The sequence below is a fragment of the Enterobacter sp. LU1 genome (assembly GCF_008271405.2).
In the GTDB taxonomy this organism is placed as follows: Bacteria; Pseudomonadota; Gammaproteobacteria; order Enterobacterales; family Enterobacteriaceae; genus Enterobacter; species Enterobacter hormaechei_C.
The window spans coordinates 1,392,270-1,413,705 of sequence record NZ_CP043438.2; the positions used below are offsets into that span (position 1 = coordinate 1,392,270).

The 21,436-nt window shown below is 56.1% G+C and carries 21 protein-coding genes and 1 tRNA gene; 11 read left to right on the forward strand and 11 right to left on the reverse strand.

The annotated features are described in order from the left end of the window. Window positions 1–26: 26 nt before the first annotated feature. From FZF21_RS06710 to pnuC, 3 genes are all read left to right on the forward strand, one after another. Window positions 27–102 (forward strand) — tRNA-Lys (locus tag FZF21_RS06710). A gap of 230 nt (window positions 103–332) precedes the next feature. Further along, window positions 333–1,376, forward strand: coding sequence for a quinolinate synthase NadA (gene nadA, locus FZF21_RS06715; protein WP_032653006.1), 1,044 nt, complete (start codon window positions 333–335; stop codon window positions 1,374–1,376). A gap of 22 nt (window positions 1,377–1,398) precedes the next feature. Next, on the forward strand, window positions 1,399–2,118 hold the full coding sequence (gene pnuC, locus FZF21_RS06720; RefSeq protein WP_023296141.1) for a nicotinamide riboside transporter PnuC: 720 nt from the start codon (window positions 1,399–1,401) through the stop codon (window positions 2,116–2,118). Here pnuC and zitB read toward each other — a convergent pair. Then, window positions 2,115–3,053, reverse strand: a complete 939-nt coding sequence (gene zitB, locus FZF21_RS06725) for a CDF family zinc transporter ZitB (protein ID WP_045347418.1) — start codon at window positions 3,051–3,053, stop codon at window positions 2,115–2,117. The genes pnuC and zitB overlap by 4 nt on opposite strands. Window positions 3,054–3,152: 99 nt before the next feature. Continuing rightward, window positions 3,153–3,512 (reverse strand): protein YbgS, encoded by a 360-nt coding sequence (locus tag FZF21_RS06730; RefSeq protein ID WP_003858566.1) that lies wholly within the window; start codon window positions 3,510–3,512, stop codon window positions 3,153–3,155. Window positions 3,513–3,816: 304 nt separating this feature from the next. On the opposite strand from FZF21_RS06730, the gene aroG reads away from it, so the two are divergent. Next, a complete protein-coding gene (aroG, locus tag FZF21_RS06735; protein ID WP_003858564.1) occupies window positions 3,817–4,869 on the forward strand; it encodes a 3-deoxy-7-phosphoheptulonate synthase AroG in 1,053 nt (350 codons plus the stop codon). Between the two features lie 61 nt (window positions 4,870–4,930). On the opposite strand, the gene gpmA is transcribed toward aroG, so the two are convergent. The 7 genes from gpmA to modE form a co-directional block, all read right to left on the reverse strand. Beyond that, window positions 4,931–5,683, reverse strand: a complete 753-nt coding sequence (gpmA, locus tag FZF21_RS06740; RefSeq protein WP_006809557.1) for a 2,3-diphosphoglycerate-dependent phosphoglycerate mutase — start codon at window positions 5,681–5,683, stop codon at window positions 4,931–4,933. Window positions 5,684–5,948: 265 nt separating this feature from the next. After that, on the reverse strand, window positions 5,949–6,992 hold the full coding sequence (galM, locus tag FZF21_RS06745; protein WP_045328178.1) for a galactose-1-epimerase: 1,044 nt from the start codon (window positions 6,990–6,992) through the stop codon (window positions 5,949–5,951). Next, window positions 6,986–8,134, reverse strand: a complete 1,149-nt coding sequence (gene galK / locus FZF21_RS06750) for a galactokinase (RefSeq protein ID WP_058700488.1) — start codon at window positions 8,132–8,134, stop codon at window positions 6,986–6,988. The genes galM and galK overlap by 7 nt, the downstream gene beginning before the upstream one ends. A gap of 3 nt (window positions 8,135–8,137) precedes the next feature. Then, entirely contained in the window at window positions 8,138–9,184 is a 1,047-nt protein-coding gene (gene galT, locus FZF21_RS06755; protein ID WP_017384954.1) for a galactose-1-phosphate uridylyltransferase, read from the reverse strand. A gap of 9 nt (window positions 9,185–9,193) precedes the next feature. Next, entirely contained in the window at window positions 9,194–10,210 is a 1,017-nt protein-coding gene (galE, locus tag FZF21_RS06760; protein ID WP_003858554.1) for a UDP-glucose 4-epimerase GalE, read from the reverse strand. Between the two features lie 201 nt (window positions 10,211–10,411). After that, entirely contained in the window at window positions 10,412–11,884 is a 1,473-nt protein-coding gene (gene modF / locus FZF21_RS06765) for a molybdate ABC transporter ATP-binding protein ModF (protein WP_149121000.1), read from the reverse strand. Between the two features lie 67 nt (window positions 11,885–11,951). Continuing rightward, the gene (gene modE, locus FZF21_RS06770) at window positions 11,952–12,740 is read right to left on the reverse strand and encodes a molybdenum-dependent transcriptional regulator (protein WP_032653013.1); all 789 of its coding nucleotides are present in this window, start codon (window positions 12,738–12,740) and stop codon (window positions 11,952–11,954) included. A gap of 127 nt (window positions 12,741–12,867) precedes the next feature. Between modE and FZF21_RS06775 the strand changes: the two genes are divergently transcribed. From FZF21_RS06775 to modC, 4 genes are all read left to right on the forward strand, one after another. Further along, window positions 12,868–13,020, forward strand: a complete 153-nt coding sequence (locus tag FZF21_RS06775; RefSeq protein ID WP_003858549.1) for an AcrZ family multidrug efflux pump-associated protein — start codon at window positions 12,868–12,870, stop codon at window positions 13,018–13,020. A gap of 178 nt (window positions 13,021–13,198) precedes the next feature. After that, entirely contained in the window at window positions 13,199–13,975 is a 777-nt protein-coding gene (gene modA, locus FZF21_RS06780) for a molybdate ABC transporter substrate-binding protein (protein WP_017384951.1), read from the forward strand. Continuing rightward, window positions 13,972–14,664, forward strand: coding sequence for a molybdate ABC transporter permease subunit (modB, locus tag FZF21_RS06785; protein ID WP_003858545.1), 693 nt, complete (start codon window positions 13,972–13,974; stop codon window positions 14,662–14,664). The genes modA and modB overlap by 4 nt, the downstream gene beginning before the upstream one ends. Further along, a complete protein-coding gene (modC, locus tag FZF21_RS06790; protein WP_149120999.1) occupies window positions 14,664–15,722 on the forward strand; it encodes a molybdenum ABC transporter ATP-binding protein ModC in 1,059 nt (352 codons plus the stop codon). The genes modB and modC overlap by 1 nt, the downstream gene beginning before the upstream one ends. Here modC and FZF21_RS06795 read toward each other — a convergent pair whose 3' ends face one another. Beyond that, entirely contained in the window at window positions 15,723–16,541 is an 819-nt protein-coding gene (locus tag FZF21_RS06795) for a pyridoxal phosphatase (protein ID WP_149120998.1), read from the reverse strand. It abuts the gene before it with no gap. A gap of 119 nt (window positions 16,542–16,660) precedes the next feature. Here FZF21_RS06795 and pgl point away from each other — a divergent pair, with 119 nt between their 5' ends. Beyond that, entirely contained in the window at window positions 16,661–17,656 is a 996-nt protein-coding gene (gene pgl / locus FZF21_RS06800) for a 6-phosphogluconolactonase (RefSeq protein ID WP_015571095.1), read from the forward strand. A gap of 103 nt (window positions 17,657–17,759) precedes the next feature. Here the strand turns inward: pgl and FZF21_RS06805 are convergent, their stop codons facing one another. Beyond that, entirely contained in the window at window positions 17,760–19,043 is a 1,284-nt protein-coding gene (locus FZF21_RS06805) for a putative acyl-CoA thioester hydrolase (RefSeq protein ID WP_017384948.1), read from the reverse strand. A gap of 223 nt (window positions 19,044–19,266) precedes the next feature. Between FZF21_RS06805 and hutI the strand changes: the two genes are divergently transcribed. Next, entirely contained in the window at window positions 19,267–20,490 is a 1,224-nt protein-coding gene (gene hutI / locus FZF21_RS06810; protein WP_040117393.1) for an imidazolonepropionase, read from the forward strand. Next, window positions 20,487–21,425, forward strand: a complete 939-nt coding sequence (hutG, locus tag FZF21_RS06815; protein ID WP_015571092.1) for a formimidoylglutamase — start codon at window positions 20,487–20,489, stop codon at window positions 21,423–21,425. The genes hutI and hutG overlap by 4 nt, the downstream gene beginning before the upstream one ends. Window positions 21,426–21,436 lie beyond the last annotated feature (11 nt).

Consider the following 21,436-nt stretch of genomic DNA (forward strand, 5'->3'; position numbering starts at 1 on the left):
AATAGATCTGAAGTACATCCCGCAAGGGGTCGTTAGCTCAGTTGGTAGAGCAGTTGACTTTTAATCAATTGGTCGCAGGTTCGAATCCTGCACGACCCACCAATGTAAAAAGGCGCCCTAAAGGCGCCTTTTTGCTGTCTGTCGTTCGCCAGGGCCTTGTAGGTCGGATAAGGCGAAGCTGCCACCCAACAAATGCTACCGGCATCAAATCCCGATGACATTCCCCCTCAAATTCGCTATCTTGTTTAGTATACAAAACACCATTGCCTCATTTTTGTTATCTCATGCAAAACAAAGGCAATATTGTTAAGCCAGTAAAACGAGAAGCCATAATGAGTGTGATGTTTGATCCCGAAACCGCAATCTATCCCTTCCCGCCGAAGCCCGCTCCGCTAAGCCGGGATGAAAAACAGTTCTATCGTGAAAAAATTAAGCGCCTGCTTAAAGAGCGTGATGCGGTGATGGTGGCGCATTACTACACCGACCCGGAAATTCAGCAGCTGGCAGAAGAGACGGGCGGCTGTATCTCAGACTCCCTGGAAATGGCGCGTTTCGGTGCAAAACATCCTGCCTCCACGCTGCTGGTTGCAGGTGTGCGCTTCATGGGCGAAACGGCAAAAATTCTCAGCCCGGAAAAAACCATACTGATGCCGACGCTGAATGCCGAATGCTCCCTTGACCTCGGTTGCCCGATTGATGAGTTCACCGCCTTCTGTGATGCCCACCCTGATCGTACCGTGGTGGTCTATGCCAACACGTCTGCGGCGGTGAAAGCCCGGGCAGACTGGGTAGTGACCTCTAGTATCGCCGTTGAGCTGATTGAGCATCTGGACAGCCTGGGGGAGAAAATCATCTGGGCGCCCGATCGTCACCTGGGAAACTATGTACAAAAACAAACCGGTGCGGATGTGCTGTGCTGGCAGGGCGCCTGTATCGTTCACGACGAGTTTAAGACCCAGGCCCTGACGCGCATGAGAGGGTTATACCCGGACGCCGCGATTCTGGTGCACCCGGAATCCCCGCAGTCCATCGTCGACATGGCGGATGCCGTCGGGTCAACCAGCCAGCTCATTCATGCTGCGAAAACCCTGTCACACAAGCAGCTCATTGTGGCGACCGATCGCGGTATCTTCTACAAGATGCAGCAGGCCGTGCCGGAAAAAACGTTGCTCGAAGCGCCGACCGCCGGAGAAGGGGCGACCTGCCGAAGCTGCGCGCATTGCCCGTGGATGGCGATGAATGGGCTCAAAGCGATTGCGGAGGGGCTGGAGAACGGTGGCGAAGCGCATGAGATCCATGTGGATGCCGCTCTGCGTGAAGGCGCGTTAATTCCACTTAACCGTATGCTGGATTTTGCGGCTACACTACGTACTTAACTTATTACGCCCCGGAGAAAAAATGGATTTTTTTAGCACACAGAACATCCTGGTTCATATCCCGATTGGTGCGGGCGGCTATGACCTGTCGTGGATTGAAGCGGTGGGTACGCTGGCCGGTTTACTCTGTATCTGGCTGGCCAGCCTTGAGAAGATCAGCAACTATGCGTTCGGGCTGATAAACGTCACGCTGTTTGCGATCATCTTTTTCCAGATCCAGCTCTACGCCAGCCTGCTTCTACAGCTGTTCTTCTTCGCAGCCAATATCTATGGCTGGTACGCCTGGTCTCGGCAAAACAGTCAGCAGGAGGCGGAACTGCAAATCCGCTGGCTGCCGTTGCCAAAAGCCATCGCCTGGTTCGCGGCCTGCGTGGTAGCTATCGGCTTTATGACCGTCTTTATTGATCCGGTATTTGCCTTCCTGACGCGCGTGGCGGTCTCGGTCATGTCGGGTCTGGGATTAAACGTGACGATGCCTGAGCTTCAGCCGGATGCCTTCCCGTTCTGGGATTCCTGCATGATGGTGTTGTCGATTGCCGCAATGATCCTGATGACCCGTAAATACGTTGAGAACTGGCTGCTGTGGGTGGTCATCAACGTCATTAGCGTGGTGATATTTGCCCGCCAGGGTGTTTATGCCATGTCGCTGGAGTACATGCTGCTGACGGTCATTGCCCTGAACGGTAGCCGCATGTGGATTAACAGCGCGCGTGAGCGTGGCTCGCGCGCGCTTTCCCGTTAATGGTGATGGGCGTGTGAGTGGCCGGACTGCGCCTCGTTCAGGTGACAGTCTGGCCCGTTACATGGCTGATACTCCATCTGGATGGTGGCGTGCGCAATTTCGTAGTGATGCTCAAGGAAGTGCCGAATACGTTCAAGCAACGCATCGTGATCGTGGGGCGGAATAACCTGAACGTGCAGCGTCATAAGCGGTTTCTCACCCACCAGCCAGACGTGAACGTGGTGAACGTTACGGACTTCAGGAATGGAACGACACAGATTGCGTTTTAGCTCGCCAATATCCAGCGACGTGGGAGCGCCTTCCAGCAGCTCATTGACGCTCTCTTTCAACAGCCGCCAGGCACTGCGTAATACAAGGCACGATACCAGCACGGAAAGAATCGGGTCGATGGGAGTCCAGCCCGTGCCCATAATGATCAGCGCGGCTACGATGGCCCCTACGGAACCCAGCAGATCGCCCAGCACATGAAGCGCCGCGGCCCGTACGTTCAGATTTTTTTCACTGCTGCCGCGGTGCAATATCCAGAACGCCAGAATATTGGCGACCAACCCGGCAATGGCGATAACCATCATTGTCGTCCCGGCTATCGGTTGTGGATGCCGAAAGCGCTGAAAAGCCTCCCAGACGATAAGAATAGTAATGACCACCAGTGCAATCGCATTCACAAAGGCGGCAAGCGTGGTCAGTCTGAGCCAGCCAAAGGTGTGGCGGGTATTGGGAGGGCGACGGGCAAACTGCACGGCCAGCAGAGCAAACAGGAGCGCGGCAGCGTCGGTCAGCATATGCCCGGCATCGGCCAGCAGCGCCAGCGATCCGGATATCAGCCCGCCTGTGACCTCAATTATCATAAAGGTGGCAGTGACGCCAAAAGCCAGCAGAAGCCGTTTGGCATTTTCATCGCCAGTGGAGTGGGAATGGGAGTGGGAGTGCGCCATGGTATCGTTCCTGATTTATTATTATTTTTAGTTTAGCGTTTTTAAGAGCTTAAATAAAAAAGGAGAGCATTCGCTCTCCCTGTTTTACCTTACGGAAGGTTACTGGGTAGTACCGTCCGTTTTGGTATTGGCATCGCTGCCTACTTTGTCATTCGGGTCCGGGCATTTCCCGTCTTTACACACAGAGTTTTTATGAACCTCGTCGGTAGTCATACCCTCATGGTTCATCGTGCCTGTGTTCGTCCCGCCGGTGTTGGTATTGCCCGTGTTGATATTACTGTTATCAACATTGTTTGGCGCAATATTCTGTTTTGCATCCGGCGCAACCTGGCCTGCTTCGGCAGCGGCATTCGCGTCGCCGTTGCTGCCGGATGAGCCTGCGTCAGCAGCCAGTACGCTACCGCTTGCCAGAGTAAGGGTTGCCGTCAGGAAAAGCGTAGTCAGTTTCGTCATTTTCATCATGGTGCTCCTGTTCTTATCGTTACGCTGGATAACATTCTCCAACAGTGCATCTTGTTCAGTGGCGAAAGATCCCAGTTTCCTGATTTATGTCAGGATGGAATCGCGTATAAATATTTAAAAACAGTCGTTACAAGTAAAAAGCTTAGGCCAGATCTCATTTTTCGCTATTTTGTTGTGTATTTTAGGCGAATTCCAGGAATTATCTGCGCGAAGTGTAAAATCCCGTTTACACTTCGTGGCCGACAAGTTAGATTGAAAGGATTGCTTTCATTACTAAAGATATGGCAGAGCCGGAAAGAAGATGAATTATCAGAACGACGATTTACGCATTAAAGAGATCAATGAGTTATTACCTCCCGTAGCGCTCCTTGAAAAATTCCCCGCCACCGAAAATGCCGCCAACACGGTGTCTCATGCCCGCAAGGCGATCCACAAGATCCTGAAAGGTAGCGACGATCGTCTTCTTGTGGTCATTGGGCCGTGCTCCATTCACGATCCTGCTGCGGCCAAAGAGTATGCGTCCCGTCTGCTCGCCCTGCGTGAAGAGCTGAAAGGCGAACTGGAAATCGTGATGCGCGTTTATTTCGAAAAACCGCGTACCACCGTGGGCTGGAAAGGGTTGATCAACGATCCGCATATGGACAACAGTTTCCAGATCAACGACGGCCTGCGCATTGCGCGTAAGCTGCTGCTGGAGATCAACGACAGCGGGCTGCCTGCTGCCGGAGAATTCCTCGATATGATCACCCCGCAGTATCTGGCTGACCTGATGAGCTGGGGCGCTATTGGCGCGCGTACGACGGAATCTCAGGTTCACCGTGAGCTGGCGTCTGGCCTGTCATGCCCGGTGGGTTTCAAAAATGGCACTGATGGCACCATTAAAGTCGCTATTGACGCCATTAATGCGGCTGGCGCGCCGCACTGCTTCCTGTCGGTGACCAAGTGGGGCCACTCCGCTATCGTGAATACCAGCGGTAATGGCGATTGCCATATCATACTGCGCGGCGGTAAAGAGCCTAACTACAGTGCTAAACACGTAGCGGAGGTAAAAGCAGGGCTGGAGAAAGCGGGTCTGGCACCGCAGGTGATGATCGATTTCAGCCATGCCAACTCCAGCAAACAGTTTAAAAAGCAGATGGAAGTCGGCGCAGATGTGTGTCAGCAAATCGCCAGCGGTGAACGCGCAGTGATTGGGGTGATGATTGAGAGCCATCTGGTGGAAGGCAACCAGAACCTGGAGGGCAGTGAGCCGCTGGTCTACGGTAAGAGCGTGACGGATGCCTGCATTGGCTGGGACGATACCGATGCGATCCTGCGTCAGTTGGCGGATGCGGTTAAAGCGCGTCGCGGCTAAGTTTGTCCCGGGCAATAAAAAAGCGTGGATTGCTCCACGCTTTTTTTATGTCCGGCGAATATTACTTCGCTTTACCCTGGTTCGCCACGGCCGCCGCTTTTGCAGCGATTTCGTCGGCGTTACCCAGGTAGTAATGTTTAACTGGCTTGAAGTTTTCGTCGAACTCGTACACCAGCGGCACGCCGGTAGGGATATTCAGCTCGAGGATTTCATCTTCACCCATGTTGTCCAGGTATTTCACCAGCGCACGCAGGGAGTTACCGTGAGCAGCGATAATGACGCGCTCGCCGCTTTTCAGGCGTGGCAGAATGGTTTCGTTCCAGTAAGGCACAACGCGGTCGATGGTCAGCGCCAGGCTTTCGGTCTGCGGCAGTTCAGCCTCAGTCAGCTTCGCGTAACGCGGATCGTGGCCCGGGTAGCGCTCGTCATCTTTGCTCAGCTCTGGAGGCGTGACCGCAAAACCACGACGCCACTGCTTAACCTGCTCGTCACCGTATTTTTCTGCGGTTTCCGCTTTGTTCAGACCTTGCAGCGCACCGTAGTGACGCTCGTTCAGTTTCCAGGATTTCTCAACCGGCAGCCAGGCCTGATCCAGCTCGTCCAGAACGTTCCACAGGGTATGGATGGCACGTTTCAGCACAGAGGTGTAAGCAAAGTCAAAGGTGAAGCCTTCTTCTTTCAGCAGTTTACCTGCCGCTTTTGCTTCGCTCACGCCTTTCTCGGACAGATCAACGTCATACCAACCGGTGAAGCGGTTTTCGTTGTTCCACTGGCTTTCGCCGTGGCGCACCAGGACAAGCTTAGTATTAGCCATTTCTTACTCCTCAAGCATTTTGAATGATAACAATTCTCATTATATTGCTGTGACTGTGCCAGCAGCAACGCTTAACCCTAACCATAGCGAAAATAGTTCGAGAGTGTAAGATGCATGTGAATCCAGGGTTATGATTTTGTCTGCGATCGCCGCTATTTTCAGCAAGGCGGAGATAAAAAAGCCCTCGCGATGAGGGCCAGTCTTTTTTGCCGGATGGCGCTTCGCTTATCAGGCCTATATTCGTAGGCCCGTGCGCCGCCGGACATTAAGCGCGCGGAATGAAATGATACTCGGTGACGCTTACGTACTCTTCACCCGGACGTAGCACGCAGTCCGGCTGCGGCCATTCAGGATGGTTAGGCGTGTCCGGAAGGAACTCGCTCTCCAGCGCCAGTCCTTGCCAGGCGCCGTAGGCGTCATGTTCACGCGCCGTGGTACCCTCCAGATAGTTACCGGAGTAGAACTGTAGGGCGGGGGCGGTGGTGTAGACCGTCATCTGTAACTTCTCATCAGCAGACCAGACCTGTGCGGCAGGTTGAGAAAGATCGCCTTTTGCCTGCAACAGGAACGCGTGGTCGTAGCCTTTCACCTTGCGCTGATCGTCATCACTCAGGAAATCCTGAGCAATGGTTTTCGGCTGACGGAAATCAAAGCTATTTCCGCTTACCGGTTTCAGCCCCTGATAAGGGATACCCATCTCATCGACCGGCAGATACTCATCCGCCAGGATCTGGAGTTTGTGGCTGCGGACATCGGTCTGATTACCGTCAAGGTTGAAATAGGCGTGGTTAGTCAGATTGACCGGGCACGGCTTATCGACGGTCGCGCGGTACTCAATGGCGATGCGATTATCTTCGGTCAGGGTGAAGCGCGCGGTTGCGGTGAGATTGCCCGGGAAGCCCTGGTCTCCATCGAGGGAGTCCAGAGAGAACCAGACCTCACCGTCATTTTGCTGCACAATCTTCCAGCGACGTTTATCAAACCCTTCCGGGCCGCCGTGTAGCTGATTTTCGCCCTGGCTGGCAAGCAGGGAATACGTTACGCCGTCCAGCGTAAACTGGCTTCTGGCGATGCGGTTAGCGTAGCGGCCTATGGATGCGCCCAGAAAAGCGGTCTGCTCGATATACTGCTCCGGCGATGCGCAGCCAAGCAGGGTTTCGCGCACGCTGCCGTCAGGCATCGGTACGCGGGCAGAAAGTAACGTTGCGCCCCAGTCCATCAGCGTAACCACCATCCCGGCGCTGTTGCGCAGGGTTAACAGGCGATACGGTAGACCATCCGGTGCGAGTGTTGGTGTTTCGTTTAGCACTGTCCGGCTCCTTGTGATGCTTTGCAGACATAGAAAGTTTCTTTGATGCCCGTTTTGGCTTCGTACTGTTTAGCCACCGCGTCCTGAATGGCAGGGACCAGCTCTTCCGGCACCAGGGCGACGACGCACCCGCCAAATCCGCCGCCGGTCATACGCACGCCGCCTTTGTCGCCAATCGTGGCTTTCACAATTTCAACCAGGGTGTCTATTTGCGGCACGGTGATTTCGAAATCGTCACGCATGGAGGCATGCGATTCGGCCATCAGCTCGCCCATCCGTTTCAGGTCACCTTTCGCCAGCGCGGAGGCGGCTTCTACGGTACGGGCATTTTCCGTCAGTATATGGCGCACGCGCTTCGTGACAACCGGATCCAGCTCGTGGGCAACCTTGTTAAATTCATCAAGTGAGACATCACGCAGGGCTGGCTGCTGGAAGAAGCGCGCGCCGGTTTCGCACTGTTCGCGACGGGTGTTGTACTCGCTGCCCACCAGGGTGCGTTTGAAGTTGCTGTTGATGATCACCACAGCCGCACCTTTGGGCAGCGGAACCGCTTTGGTCCCGAGCGAGCGGCAGTCAATCAGCAAAGCGTGTTCTTTCTTGCCCAGCGCGGAAATCAGCTGATCCATAATGCCGCAGTTGCAGCCCACGAACTGGTTTTCCGCTTCCTGACCGTTGAGGGCGATCTGGGCCCCGTCCAGCGGCAGATGATAAAGCTGCTGGAACACGGTGCCGACCGCCACTTCCAGCGATGCGGAAGAGCTTAATCCCGCCCCCTGCGGCACGTTGCCGCTGATCACCAGATCGGCCCCGCCGAAATTCTTGTTACGCTTTTGCAGGTGCTTCACCACGCCGCGAACATAGTTCGACCACTGCTGGCTTTCGTGGGTCACGATCGGCGCATCGAGGGAAAATTCGTCAATTTCGTTGCCGTAATCCGCGGCGATCACTCGCACATGACGATCGTCGCGTTTCGCGCAGCTGATCACCGTCTGGTAGTCGATGGCACACGGCAGGACAAAACCGTCGTTATAGTCGGTGTGCTCGCCGATCAGATTAACGCGGCCTGGCGCCTGGATAACATGGGTGGCAGGGTAGCCAAATTTTTCAGCAAACAGGGATTGTGTTTTATCTTTCAGACTCATTTTTTAGACTCCTGATTCGCGGTAATGGACGTCGCTAACGGCACGCAGACGTTCTGCCGCCTGTTCCGCCGTCAGGTCACGCTGGGTTTCCGCCAGCATTTCATAGCCCACCATGAATTTACGTACCGTCGCAGAACGCAGCAGCGGCGGGTAGAAGTGTGCATGTAACTGCCAGTGTTGATTCTCTTCGCCGTTAAACGGCGCGCCGTGCCAGCCCATGGAGTAGGGGAAGGAGCACTGGAAGAGGTTGTCGTAGCGGCTGGTCAGTTTTTTCAGCGCCAGCGCAAGGTCGTCTCGCTGGGCGTCGCTGAGTTCGGTAATGCGCTGAACATGGGCTTTAGGCAGCAGCAGCGTCTCAAACGGCCACGCCGCCCAGTAAGGGACCACCGCAAGCCAGTGCTCGGTTTCCACCACGGTACGGCTGCCATCCGCCAGCTCACGCTGGGTGTAATCCACCAGCATCGGCGAACCGTTCTGGGCGAAATATGCTTTTTGCAGTCGGTCCTCACGCTCGGCTTCATTTGGCAGGAAGCTGTTCGCCCAGATCTGACCGTGCGGATGCGGGTTGGAGCAGCCCATCGCCGCGCCTTTGTTTTCGAACACCTGTACCCAGGGATAGCTCTGCCCCAGCTCTGCGGTTTGCGCCTGCCAGGTACTGACCACCTCTTTCAGCGCCTCCACGCTGAGCTCCGGCAGCGTTTTGCTGTGATCGGGCGAGAAGCAGATCACGCGGCTGGTGCCGCGGGCGCTTTCGCAGCGCATCAGCGGGTCATGGCTTTCCGGCGCGTCTGGCGTATCGGTCATCAGCGCGGCAAAGTCGTTAGTAAACACGAAGGTGCCTTGGTAGTCCGGGTTTTTATCGCCCGTCACGCGCGTATTGCCCGGGCAGAGGAAACAGTCCGGATCATGCTGCGGCAGCGTCTGTTTGGCCGGCGTCTCTTGCGCCCCCTGCCAGGGGCGCTTGGCGCGATGCGGTGAAACTAAAATCCATTGCCCGCTGAGCGGGTTAAAACGACGATGCGGGTGATCGACGGGATTGAATTGCGTCATGACAAATCCTTAATCTGGATAGCCTTGCGGATGGCGCGACTGCCAGTGCCAGGTATCCTGTGCCATTTCATCAAGCGTGCGGGTGACACGCCAGTTAAGCTCTTTATCCGCTTTGGTGGCATCGGCCCAGTAAGCCGGGAGGTCGCCATCGCGGCGGGGAGCGAAGTGATACTTCACCGGCTTGCCGCAGGCTTTACTGAAGGCATTCACCACGTCCAGCACGCTGCTGCCGATCCCGGCGCCGAGGTTGTAAATATGCACGCCCGGTTTATCCGCCAGCTGCTGCATCGCCGCCACGTGGCCGTCGGCCAGATCCATGACGTGAATGTAATCGCGCACGCCGGTGCCATCTTCGGTGGGATAATCGTTACCAAAAATCGCCAGGGAATCGCGGCGCCCTACGGCAACCTGCGCGATATACGGCATCAGGTTATTAGGAATGCCCTGCGGATCTTCGCCCATATCACCTGACGGATGCGCGCCGACCGGGTTGAAGTAGCGCAGCAAGGCAATGCTCCACTCAGGCTGAGCTTTTTGCAGGTCGGTCAGGATCTGCTCTACCATCAGCTTGCTTTTGCCATACGGGCTTTGCGGCGTACCGGTCGGGAAGCTTTCAACGTAAGGGATTTTTGGCTGATCGCCGTAGACGGTCGCGGAGGAGCTGAAGATAAAATTTTTAACGTTGGCCGCACGCATGGCGGAGATCAGACGCAGGGTACCGTTGACGTTGTTGTCATAGTACTCAAGCGGTTTTGCCACCGATTCGCCAACCGCTTTCAGGCCCGCGAAGTGGATAACGGTTTCAATCGCGTGATCGTGAAGGATTTCAGTCATCAATGCTTCATTGCGGATGTCGCCTTCCACGAAAGTCGGCTGTTTACCCGAAAGGCGTTCAATGACCGGCAGCACGCTGCGCTTACTGTTGCACAGGTTATCAAGAATGACGACATCGTGGCCGCTTTGCAGCAGTTGCACACAGGTATGACTTCCTATGTAACCGCTACCACCTGTTACCAGAACTCGCATATTTCGCTCCATTAGGCTTATGGTATGAATTAACCATAGCATATCAGAGACGCGAAAAGTGTGACATGGGATAAAATAGTGGTATCGTTTACACTGGTTTTCACACGCGCTTTTTCACAGACTGAGTGCATTGTAGATCAAAGAGATAGAGATGTATTGTTGCAGGTTGTCTGAAAAGCGGAGGGCAGCGCCCTCCACGCGTTAATCGATTTTGCTCAGCAGGTAGCGGTATTGCTCGCGGTCAGGGACAAATTCCAGCCGATGGGTGATGCAGGACGGGGCATCTTCAGCATGGTGGGACACAAACAGCAGCTGGGTTTCACCTTCGCTAATCAGGACATCCACAAAGCGGCGGATCAGCTGACGGTTGAGCGGATCCAGCCCCTGCAACGGTTCGTCAAGAATCAGCAGCGTAGGGTGCTTGACCAGCGCGCGGACGATCAATGCCAGCCGCTGCTGCCCCCACGACAGGCTGTGGAATGGCGCATCGGCGACCCGGTTATCCATACCCAGAATATCCAGCCACTGCTGCGCCAGCTTGTGCTGCTTGTCGGATACCGCCTGATAAATACCAATGGAGTCGAAGAAGCCAGAGAGGATCACATTTCGCACCGTGGTGCTCACCCGGTAGTCCAGGTGCAGGCTGCTGCTGACATAGCCGATGTGCTTTTTGATATCCCAGATGGTTTCCCCGCTGCCGCGGCGACGGCCGAACAGGGTGAGATCGTTGCTGTATCCCTGCGGGTGATCCCCGGTGATCAGGCTCAGCAGCGTGGATTTACCCGCTCCGTTGGGGCCGACGATCTGCCAGTGCTCACCAGGATTAACCGTCCAGCTGAGGTGATTAAGAATAGGGCGATCGTCGTAAGCAACCACCCCATCGCGCAGCACAATGCGCGGCTGGTCAGGCTCCAGCCCGTGGCGTGCCGAAGGCGCATCCGGCTCCGGCAGGGCAATACCGTCCAGTTTCTCGCTGTGCGCCAGCTGCGCAATCAGCGCCTGCCGAAGCAGTACGGCTTTCTCGCCGGTTTCGGTCAGGCTACAGTCCGCCAGCACGCCCGCATACTGTACGAAATCCGGGATCTCATCAAAGCGGTTAAGAACCAGCACAAGCGTGTATCCCTGCTGGTTAAGCGACGCCAGCAACGCTGCCAGCTGCGCGCGGGACTGCACATCCAGTCCGTCAAACGGTTCATCCAGGATCAGGAGTTCCGGCTCGCTCATCAGCGCCTGACACAGCAGCGTTTTGCGCGTTTCACCGGTTGAAAGGTATTTAAAGCGGCGATTAAGCAGGGCGGTAATGCCAAATTGCTCCGCCAGCTGCTGACAGCGGGCAGGATCTTTTATCTCATCCTGGATAATTTCCGCCGTCGTGCGGCCGGTATCTTCTTCGCCGGGGCTGAGCAAATCGGTATTGTTACGCTGCCACTCATCGCTGACCAGCTTTTGCAGCTGTTCGAAGGAAAGGCGCGTCAGCCGGGTAAAGGTGCACCGACGTTCACCCTTCAGTTGGGTTAATTCGCCTGCCAGAGCGCGGGCCAGCGCGGATTTTCCGCTGCCATTCGTGCCCACAAACGCCCAGCTTTCTCCGGCGCGAAGGGTTAACTCTGGCAGCGATAAGGTACGGGTATCACTAAGACGAAACGTGCCTTGCGAAATATGCAATGATGACATGTGTTATCCCATTTTTTGCAGCAACAGATGTCAGGGATACTCAGTGTAAGCAGGGTTGTCAATGCGCTTAGCACAATGTGGCGATAATTACCCTGTCTGCATTGAAATATGCGGTCACCACAGCACCTTCGTCTAATTCGGTCGCGTCGTTCACCGGAACGGTGGCGCAGAGCAACTGTCCATCCGGCAGGGTCATCAGCACTTCACATTGTTCTGCGCCGCGCTCGATGTGGCTGATACACCCGCGTAGCTGGTTGTCGGCCTCTGCGGCCTGCTCAGGGTTGAGTGCGATGCTGATCCAGGGCGCTTTGAGTAATACCAGCACCTCCTGTCCTTCGTTCAGCCCAAGGCGTTGACCACTTTGCGCGGTGATGGCGGCTTTCAGGCGCGTCGCACCGTCCGCAAGCAGGATCTCTATATGCTCCTGCACCTGCGAATGATCGCGCCCCGTCACCGTACCAAACCACTGGTTGCGGGCGCTGGTCTGCAAAGAGAAACGGGAGATGGCGCCCAGCAGGCTGTCCAGCGGCAGGTTGTCGTCATCGCTCAGCACATCAAATGCTTTTTGCTGGATCTGCGCCAGTAAATCGTAGAGCTGGATTAGACGTTGCCCGTAACGCGTCAACACGGCGCCGCCGCCGCCTTTCCCGCCGGTGGCACGCTCAACCAGCGTATGTTCGCTCAGGGTGTTCATGTCGTTAATCGCATCCCAGGCGCTTTTATAGCTTATGCCGGCGTTTTTGGCTCCCTGGCTAATCGAGCCAGTTTGTTCTATTTGTTTTAACAGGGCGATGCGTCGCGGATCGGCGAAAAGCTTCTGCTGAAGTCGTAGGGTGAGGAGAATTTCGGCCTGCATAACAGTGTCCCGGTAAAAAGGCTATTGTGACCCAAATGCCCGGGGGCGGAAAGCGCACCGCACAAAAGGGGATGTTTTTCTTACTTTTCAGGGTAGAATAAGCCGTTCACAAGATCTGGAGAAAACCATGTTAGAGTTGTTGAAAAGTCTGGTATTCGCGGTAATCATGGTGCCAGTAGTGATGGCTATCATCCTCGGTGCCATCTACGGCCTGGGTGAAGTGTTCAACGTCTTTTCGAACATTGGTCATCGTCGTGACCAGCCTAAAAAGCAGCAATGATTTCCTCCAAAACGCCCGGCCAGCCCGGGCGTTTTGCTCTCAAGTTTATTCCTTTCCCGCCGATATCTTTTACAACGTTCCTTGAGTTTACGCATTAATGGGTACGATTTAGCGCTAGGAACGCCTGCGATATGTCGTTATATTTATTTGTATATAACGACACGCACAGGAGCTTCAAATGGCACGTTCATGGGTACGCCTTTTCGCAGGGGCAACGCTGACTCTCTCACTCACCGCCCACGCACTGGCGGATGAAGGAAAAATCACGGTCTTTGCGGCGGCGTCGCTGACTAACGCGATGCAGGATATTGCTGCGGTATACAAAAAAGAGAAAAACGTCGAGGTGGTCTCGTCGTTTGCCTCCTCGTCCACGCTGGCCCGCCAGATTGAAGCGGGGGCACCCGCGGATCTGTTCATCTCTGCCGATCAGAAATGGATGGATTACGCGGTGGAGAAAAAATCTGTTGATACGGCTACCCGCGAAACGCTGCTGGGAAATAGCCTGGTGGTGGTCGCGCCCACAAACAGCAAGCAGGACGACATCGCCATCAACAAACAGACGGACTGGACCCGTCTGCTCAACGGTGGCCGTCTGGCGGTAGGCGATCCGGAGCATGTTCCTGCCGGGATTTATGCGAAAGAAGCGCTACAAAAACTGGGTGCATGGGAGACCTTATCGCCGAAGCTGGCTCCCGCAGAAGATGTGCGTGGCGCGCTGGCGCTGGTGGAGCGTAACGAAGCACCACTCGGGATCGTTTACGGCTCCGATGCCGTCGCCAGTAAAGGTGTGAAGGTGGTGGGCACCTTCCCGGAAGACTCGCATAAGAAAGTAGAATATCCTGTTGCGATAGTTGATGGACATAAAAATGCGACCGTGACGGCCTTTGTTGACTACCTGAAGGGGCCGGAAGCGTCCGCGATCTTTAAACGTTACGGATTTACGACTCACGAATGATATTGACCGAACCTGAATGGCAGGCCGTGCTGCTGAGCCTGAAAGTCTCTTCCCTGGCGGTTGCGCTGAGTTTGCCCTTTGGGGTGTTCTTTGCCTGGTTACTGGTTCGCGTGAAGTTTCCAGGCAAAGCCCTGCTCGACAGTGTTCTCCATCTTCCGCTTGTCTTACCGCCTGTGGTGGTCGGATATCTGCTGCTGATCTCCATGGGGCGGCGCGGTTTTATTGGCGAATGGCTGTACGACTGGTTCGGACTGACCTTTGCTTTCAGCTGGCGCGGCGCGGTTCTGGCCGCGGCAGTAATGTCCTTCCCGCTGATGGTGCGCGCTATCCGCCTGGCGCTGGAAGGGGTAGATATCCGGTTAGAACAGGCCGCCCGCACGCTGGGCGCAGGCCGCTGGCGGGTATTCCTGACCATTACGCTTCCGCTCACGTTACCGGGCATTATCGTCGGTACGGTGTTAGCCTTCGCCCGCTCGTTGGGTGAGTTTGGCGCGACCATCACCTTTGTGTCGAACATTCCCGGCGAGACGCGGACCATCCCGTCGGCCATGTATACCCTGATTCAGACCCCGGGCGGCGAAGGTGCGGCGGCCCGGCTGTGTATTATTTCGATTGTGCTCGCTCTGGTCTCGCTGCTGGTGTCTGAGTGGCTGGCGCGCCTAAGCCGTGAACGGATGGGGAAATCGTGATGCTGGAACTCAACTTTACGCAAACCCTGGGCAGCCACACCCTGACGCTGAACGAAACGCTGCCTGCCAGCGGTATCACCGCCATTTTTGGCGTGTCCGGGGCGGGGAAAACGTCGCTGATTAATGCGATTAGCGGCCTGACGCGTCCCCAGTCTGGCCGTATTGTGCTAAATAACCGCGTCTTAAATGACGCGGAGAAGAAGGTCTGCCTGTCACCGGACAAACGCCGTATCGGCTATGTGTTTCAGGATGCGCGCCTGTTTCCGCACTACAGCGTTTGCGGGAACCTGCGTTACGGCATGGCAAAAAACATGGCCGGACAGTTCGATAAGCTAGTGGCGCTGCTGGGCATCGAACCGCTGCTGGATCGTCTGCCGTCGTCGCTGTCGGGTGGTGAAAAACAGCGCGTGGCGATTGGCCGCGCCCTGTTAACCGCGCCGGAACTGTTACTGCTGGATGAGCCGCTGGCCTCGCTGGATATTCCGCGCAAGCGCGAGCTGCTGCCGTATCTGCAACGTCTGGCGCGGGAAATCAATGTGCCAATGCTCTACGTCAGCCATTCGCTGGATGAGATTTTACATCTGGCCGACAAAGTGCTGGTGCTGGAAGCGGGCAGGGTGAAGGCATTCGGCAATCTGGAGGAGGTGTGGGGCAGCAGCGTTATGCATCCATGGCTGCCAAAGGAGCAGCAGAGCAGCATTCTGAAGGTGAGCGTGCTGGAGCACCATCCGCACTACGCGATGACCGCGCTGGCGCTGGGCGATCAGCATTTGTGGGTGAATAAAATCGATACGCCGATTCAGTCCACGTTACGGATCCGCATTCAGGCGTCGGATGTCTCCCTGGTCCTGCAACCGCCGCTGCAAACCAGTATCCGCAATATTTTGCGCGCAAAAGTGGCGCAGTGTTTTGATGATAACGGCCAGGTGGAAGTGCAGCTGGAAGTAGGCAACAGAACGCTGTGGGCGCGCATCAGCCCGTGGGCCAGGGATGAGCTGGGCATCAAGCCTGGCCTGTGGCTTTACGCGCAAATCAAGAGCGTTTCCATAACCGCCTGATTACAGCAGGTGGGTATAAATATATTGCGCGATGCTGTCGGTGGTGTTATCGCCAATCACCACGTCAGCGCGCGCTTTCACCGCGTCATCGGCATTACCCATCGCCACGCCCGTTCCGGACGCTTCCAGCATGCTGATGTCGTTATAGTTATCGCCGAAGGCAATTACGTCCTGCATTGATCCGCCCTGCGATTCGACGAACTGGGTCAGACGCTTTCCTTTGCTGTTGCCTTTGCGGGCGATATCCACCTGATCGTGCCAGGACCATTTACATTCCAGACCCAGCGTATGCTCGACATGTTTTGCGAAGGTATTCAGTTTGGCGGTGTCTTCATCGGTCAGGGCAAATTTCCAGATTGCGTCGACGTCTTCCGCCGCCTGGCGCAGGGAGGAAACCTGAGTGAACACCGGACGCTGCGCTTCCGGCAGAGACAGAGCCCAGTTGCTGGTGCGGATCACATGGCCGGTAGGGCGTTCATACACCATGGCGTTATCCACATACATCAGGCCGTGAATGGCATGCTCATCCAGTAAATCAATCAATTGCAGCGCCTGCGTAACGGGAAGCGGATCGGAGGCTAAAACCTTTTTTGCCTGATAATCATACAAATAGGTGCCATTACAACAAATTGCAGGTGTATCTAAGCCCAGTGCCTGATAAAAAGGATGAATGGCTACGTGATGTCGACCCGTTACGATGAGAAGTTGATACCCCGCTTCCTGGGCTCGTTTGAGGGCCTCAAGAGAAGAGGGGAGCAGGGTTTTCTGAGGGGTAAGCAGTGTTCCGTCTAAATCCAGGGCAATCACTCGCGAGGTCATTTTTTCTTCCGGGTTAATGTTGAATTTAAGGTCTGTCGGGATGGTACACCGAGAGCGGAACCCTGCAAAATCCCGGACTACAATTCAGCATTCACCGTTAAAAATAATCAGGAGTATTCATGAAACAAACCGTTTATACCGCCAGTCCTGAAAGTCAGCAGATCCATGTCTGGCGTTTGAATACAGAAGGTTCGCTTACGCTGGTTCAGGTTGTTGATGTGCCAGGCCAGGTGCAGCCGATGGTCGTCAGCCCGGATAAACGTTTTCTTTATGTCGGCGTACGCCCGGAATTCCGCGTGCTGGCATACCGCATCTCCCCGGATGACGGCGCGCTGACCTATACCGCAGAAGCCCCGCTGCCGGGCAGCCCGACCCATATTTCCACTGACCATAAAGGCAACTTTATCTTCAGCGGCTCCTACAATGCAGGCTGCGTGAGCGTCACCCGCCTGGAAGACGGTATTCCCGTTGAAACCGTCGACGTGGTAGAAGGGCTAGAAGGTTGCCACTCCGCCAACATTTCGCCGGATAACCGCACGCTGTGGGTGCCAGCGCTTAAGCAGGACCGCATCTGCCTGTTCACCCTGAGCGATGACGGCCATCTGGTCGCGCAGAGCCCGGCGGAAGTCACCACCGTGGAAGGCGCAGGCCCGCGCCACATGGTCTTCCATCCGAATCAGCAGTATGCCTATGTCGTTAACGAGCTGAACAGCTCGGTAGACGTGTGGGAACTGAACGATCCTAACGGGCAGATCGAGTGCGTACAGACGCTGGACATGATGCCATCTGATTTCTCCGACACACGCTGGGCGGCAGACATTCACATTACGCCGGATGGCCGTCACCTGTATGCCTGTGACCGTACCTCCAGTCTGATCACCATCTTCAGCGTCTCTGAAGACGGCAGCGTTCTGGCAGTTGAAGGCTTCCAGCCGACAGAAACCCAGCCGCGCGGCTTTAATGTCGATCACAGCGGCAAATACCTGATTGCGGCGGGGCAGAAATCCCACCACATTGCGCTCTATGAAATCCAGGGCGTGCAGGGTCTACTGGAAGAGAAAGGACGCTATGCGGTCGGACAAGGGCCGATGTGGGTTGTGATTAACGCTCATTGATCCGTAGACGAAAAAAACCTCGCAAATGCGAGGTTTTTTTTATGCGCGGTTAATGCATGAGGTAGGCCGGGTAAGGCGCAGCCGCCACCCGGCAGCAGGCATTTTACTGCTTCGGCTCAGCAACCACTTTGCTACCCAGACCGCGGTTGTTGTATTCCCACATGCGGTTAAAGTTAGCGTCGTTCAGGTTACGCTGCACGTTGTCTTTATCATCCACCGTGCCGGTGTTGCCGGAGAAAGGACGTTTCGAGATCGCCGCATCCGCCCACGGTTTTGCCATGTTAAAGCCTTCGTTAATCACGCTGTCGCGGATCACGACCTGGCCGTTAGTGGCGGAGTCCACGTCCAGAGAGCGACCAAGCTGCGCCACGCCATCGCCAGCAGCAGTAAAGCGGCTATTCACGGCCAGGAAGCCATAGAACAGGTTAGACTGCGTGGCCGGGGCAAAGACGTAACCTTCCTGCTGCGTACGTGAATTCACCACGCGGAAGTCGGTGTTATCAAATACCACCGCGCCGCGGCCAGAGACCATATCCACGTCGCCTTCAATGTAGCTGTTGGTGACCAGAGTACGCGTCAGACGGTTGTTCTGAAGGGTATTCTGCACGCCGCTGTTGGTCACGAAGAAGGTGTTCTGGCGGCCCAGGATATTGACGTTGTTAATCTGTACCTTGTCGCCATCGCTACGCAGCGCCACGGCCTGATGATTACCTGCGTCAACGCTGTCGCCCAGGGTGTTCTGAATGGTCAGGTTCTGCAATTGCAGGCCATTGTTCTGTGACCAGAATACCGCCGAACACATCACGCCAATGGTGGCGGCACGCTTGCGCTGGCAGTTATCAAACATATACCACGCCGGTTTACCTGGCATGTATTTACCGGCCGGGTTCACCAGATGGCGCCAGGTGGTGCTGTCGATCTCTGAATCAATCGCCAGGCCAATTTTTACGTCGACCGCTTTTTCGCCCAGGCCGTAAAGCGTAATGCTTCCCGGTGCCGCCGGAACATAAACGGTTCCTTCGTATTCACCCGGCAGGATGGCAATGTACTGACGAGATGCGCTGTGTTTGGTAATTGCGGCATCAACGGCTGCCTGAATAGAGGTGTGTGTAACGCCCTCTGCCCCGGCCGGGCCGACAACGAAGTCTGGCTGTTTCGGCAGGTTAATAGAAGAAGGCGTCCACGGGGCTGCATTGGGATCCATCGCCGAGAAATAGTGCGCACGGGTGAAGTTCTTCGCTTCAGCCGCTGACAGGATCGGACGGGAAGCGGTGCCCGGAGCAACCTGCTCAGAAGGTTGCTGATCCGGTGGTGTTGAACTGCAAGCGGATAAAGTCACGCCAAAGGCGAGTGCCAACGCCAGACGGGAAATCCTGGAAATATTCAAGGTAATGCTCCTGGGTATGCAAGTCTTATCTGGATAGACGAAATAGCCTGCTTTTTTATACTAAGTTGAGCGAAACGGGAAGATAAAAACCGGAAAAGTTGCATTTTTGCCCGCAGGCGACGGGAAAGTCATCACAAATAAATAACATTTTCCCCCAATGCGGTTGACAGCAGGCGGCAGATGAAAATAAATGTCTATACAACCCATGACAAGTGGAAGGCACATGCAGCAGCTTCATCCCGATGATGTGATATGGCGAAATGCGCGACTGGCAACCCTGGCGACAGGTGAGGCGGAGCCCTACGGCCTGAGAGAACAACATGCCCTCGTTGTGCGCGGCCAGACGATTCTGGCCATTATTCCTGAATCCGAGATCCCCTCCGGGCATCGTCAGTGTGTCGATCTCGACGGGCGTCTGGTTACCCCCGGCCTGATCGATTGCCACACCCATCTGGTGTTCGGCGGCGATCGCGCAGCGGAATGGGAGCAACGGCTTAACGGCGTGTCATATCAGACCATTAGCGCGCAGGGCGGCGGAATTAACGCCACGGTCACGGCCACCCGCAACAGTTCGCCGGAAACGCTCCTGACGGTGGCGCAGCAGCGACTCCAGCGGCTGATGAATGAAGGCGTAACGACCGTTGAAATCAAATCGGGATACGGACTGAATGCCGAAGCCGAAGAGAAAATGCTGCTGGTTGCCCGCCAGCTCAGCCTGAATAATCTGGTCGATATCAGCCCGACGCTGCTGGCCGCGCACGCCGTTCCTGCCGAGTACCGACAGGATCCGGATGCCTATCTGGCGCTGGTCTGTGAGCAGATCATGCCCACGCTATGGCAAAAAGAGTTATTTGAAGCGGTGGACGTGTTTTGTGAAAACGTCGGCTTTACCCCGGCGCAAACCGAGCGCCTGTTCCGGGCCGCCGCCGCGCTCGGGATCCCGGTAAAAGGGCATGTAGAACAACTGTCGAATCTCGGCGGCGCGGCGCTGGTCAGCCAGTATAAAGGGCTGTCGGCCGATCATATTGAGTATCTTGATGATGAAGGTATTCAGGCGATGGCGCAAAGCGGCACGGTGGCGGTATTGCTCCCCGGCGCGTTCTATTTTCTTCAGGAGCGCCAGCGTCCACCGGTGGCGCAGTTGAGAGAGCAGGGCGTGCCGATGGCGGTGGCTACCGACTACAATCCGGGCACCAGCCCGTTTGCCAGCCTGCATCTGGCAATGAACATGGCCTGCGTCCAGTTTGGCCTCACGCCGGAAGAGGCCTGGGCTGGCGTGACGCGGCATGCGGCGCAGGCGCTAGGACGTGGTGCGACGCACGGGCAGTTAAAGCCCGGTTATGTGGCTGATTTCGTCGTTTGGGAGGCGAATCATCCGGTTGAGATGGTTTACGAGCCGGGGCGGAATCCTTTGTATCAACGCGTGTTTCGGGGGCAGGTAGCATGAAACTGTGGCATCCCGTTTCTCCGCAGGTCTGGCAGGGTCGTGACGACAGCGCCGAGTCCAGCACCGCGAAGCGTCTCTTCCAGACCATACAGCAGCGCGAACACTTTTCTCCCGCGCCGTCAGGCATCGCCCTGCTGGGCTTTGAATGTGATGAAGGGGTTAAGCGTAACCAGGGCAGGCCCGGTGCTGCACAGGCGCCCGATGTGTTGCGTGGCGCGCTGGCGAATATGGCGAGCCATCAGGGGCATGCGCGCCTCGTGGATATGGGCGCTATTTATGTTGAAGGCCACGCGCTGGAGGCGGCACAGCAGGCGCTGAGCGAGGCCATAACCGCGTGCCAGCAATCCGGGATGCGTACTCTGGTTTTCGGTGGTGGACATGAAACCGCCTGGGCGCACGGGCGCGGCGTGCTGGACGCCTTTCCGAACGATCGCCTTGCGGTGATCAACCTGGATGCGCACCTCGATTTACGCAAGGCCGAACGGGCAACGTCCGGCACGCCGTTCCGCCAGCTGGCGCACTACTGCGCGTCTCAGTCGCGGGTGTTTCACTACGCCTGCCTGGGGGTAAGCCGTGCGGCGAATACTCAGGCGCTGTGGGAGGAAGCTGAGCGGTTGAACGTGACGCTGGTTGAAGATCTCGATTTTCGCCGGGATGCGCTATCCGCGCTAGATAGCGTGCTTGCGCAGGCAGACCGGGTTTATCTCACCGTTGACCTCGATGTGCTGCCTGCCGCAGAAATGCCCGCCGTGTCCGCCCCTGCGGCGTTGGGGATCCCGGCGCTGGATCTGTTCCCGGTGATTGAGCGTATCTGCCGAAGCGGTAAACTACAGGCGGCGGATCTGGTGGAATTTAATCCGCACTACGATCGGGACGGTCAGGGCGCTAAGCTCGCCGCCCGATTGGCCTGGCAAATTGCTCACTGGTGGGCATAACAACATTCAAG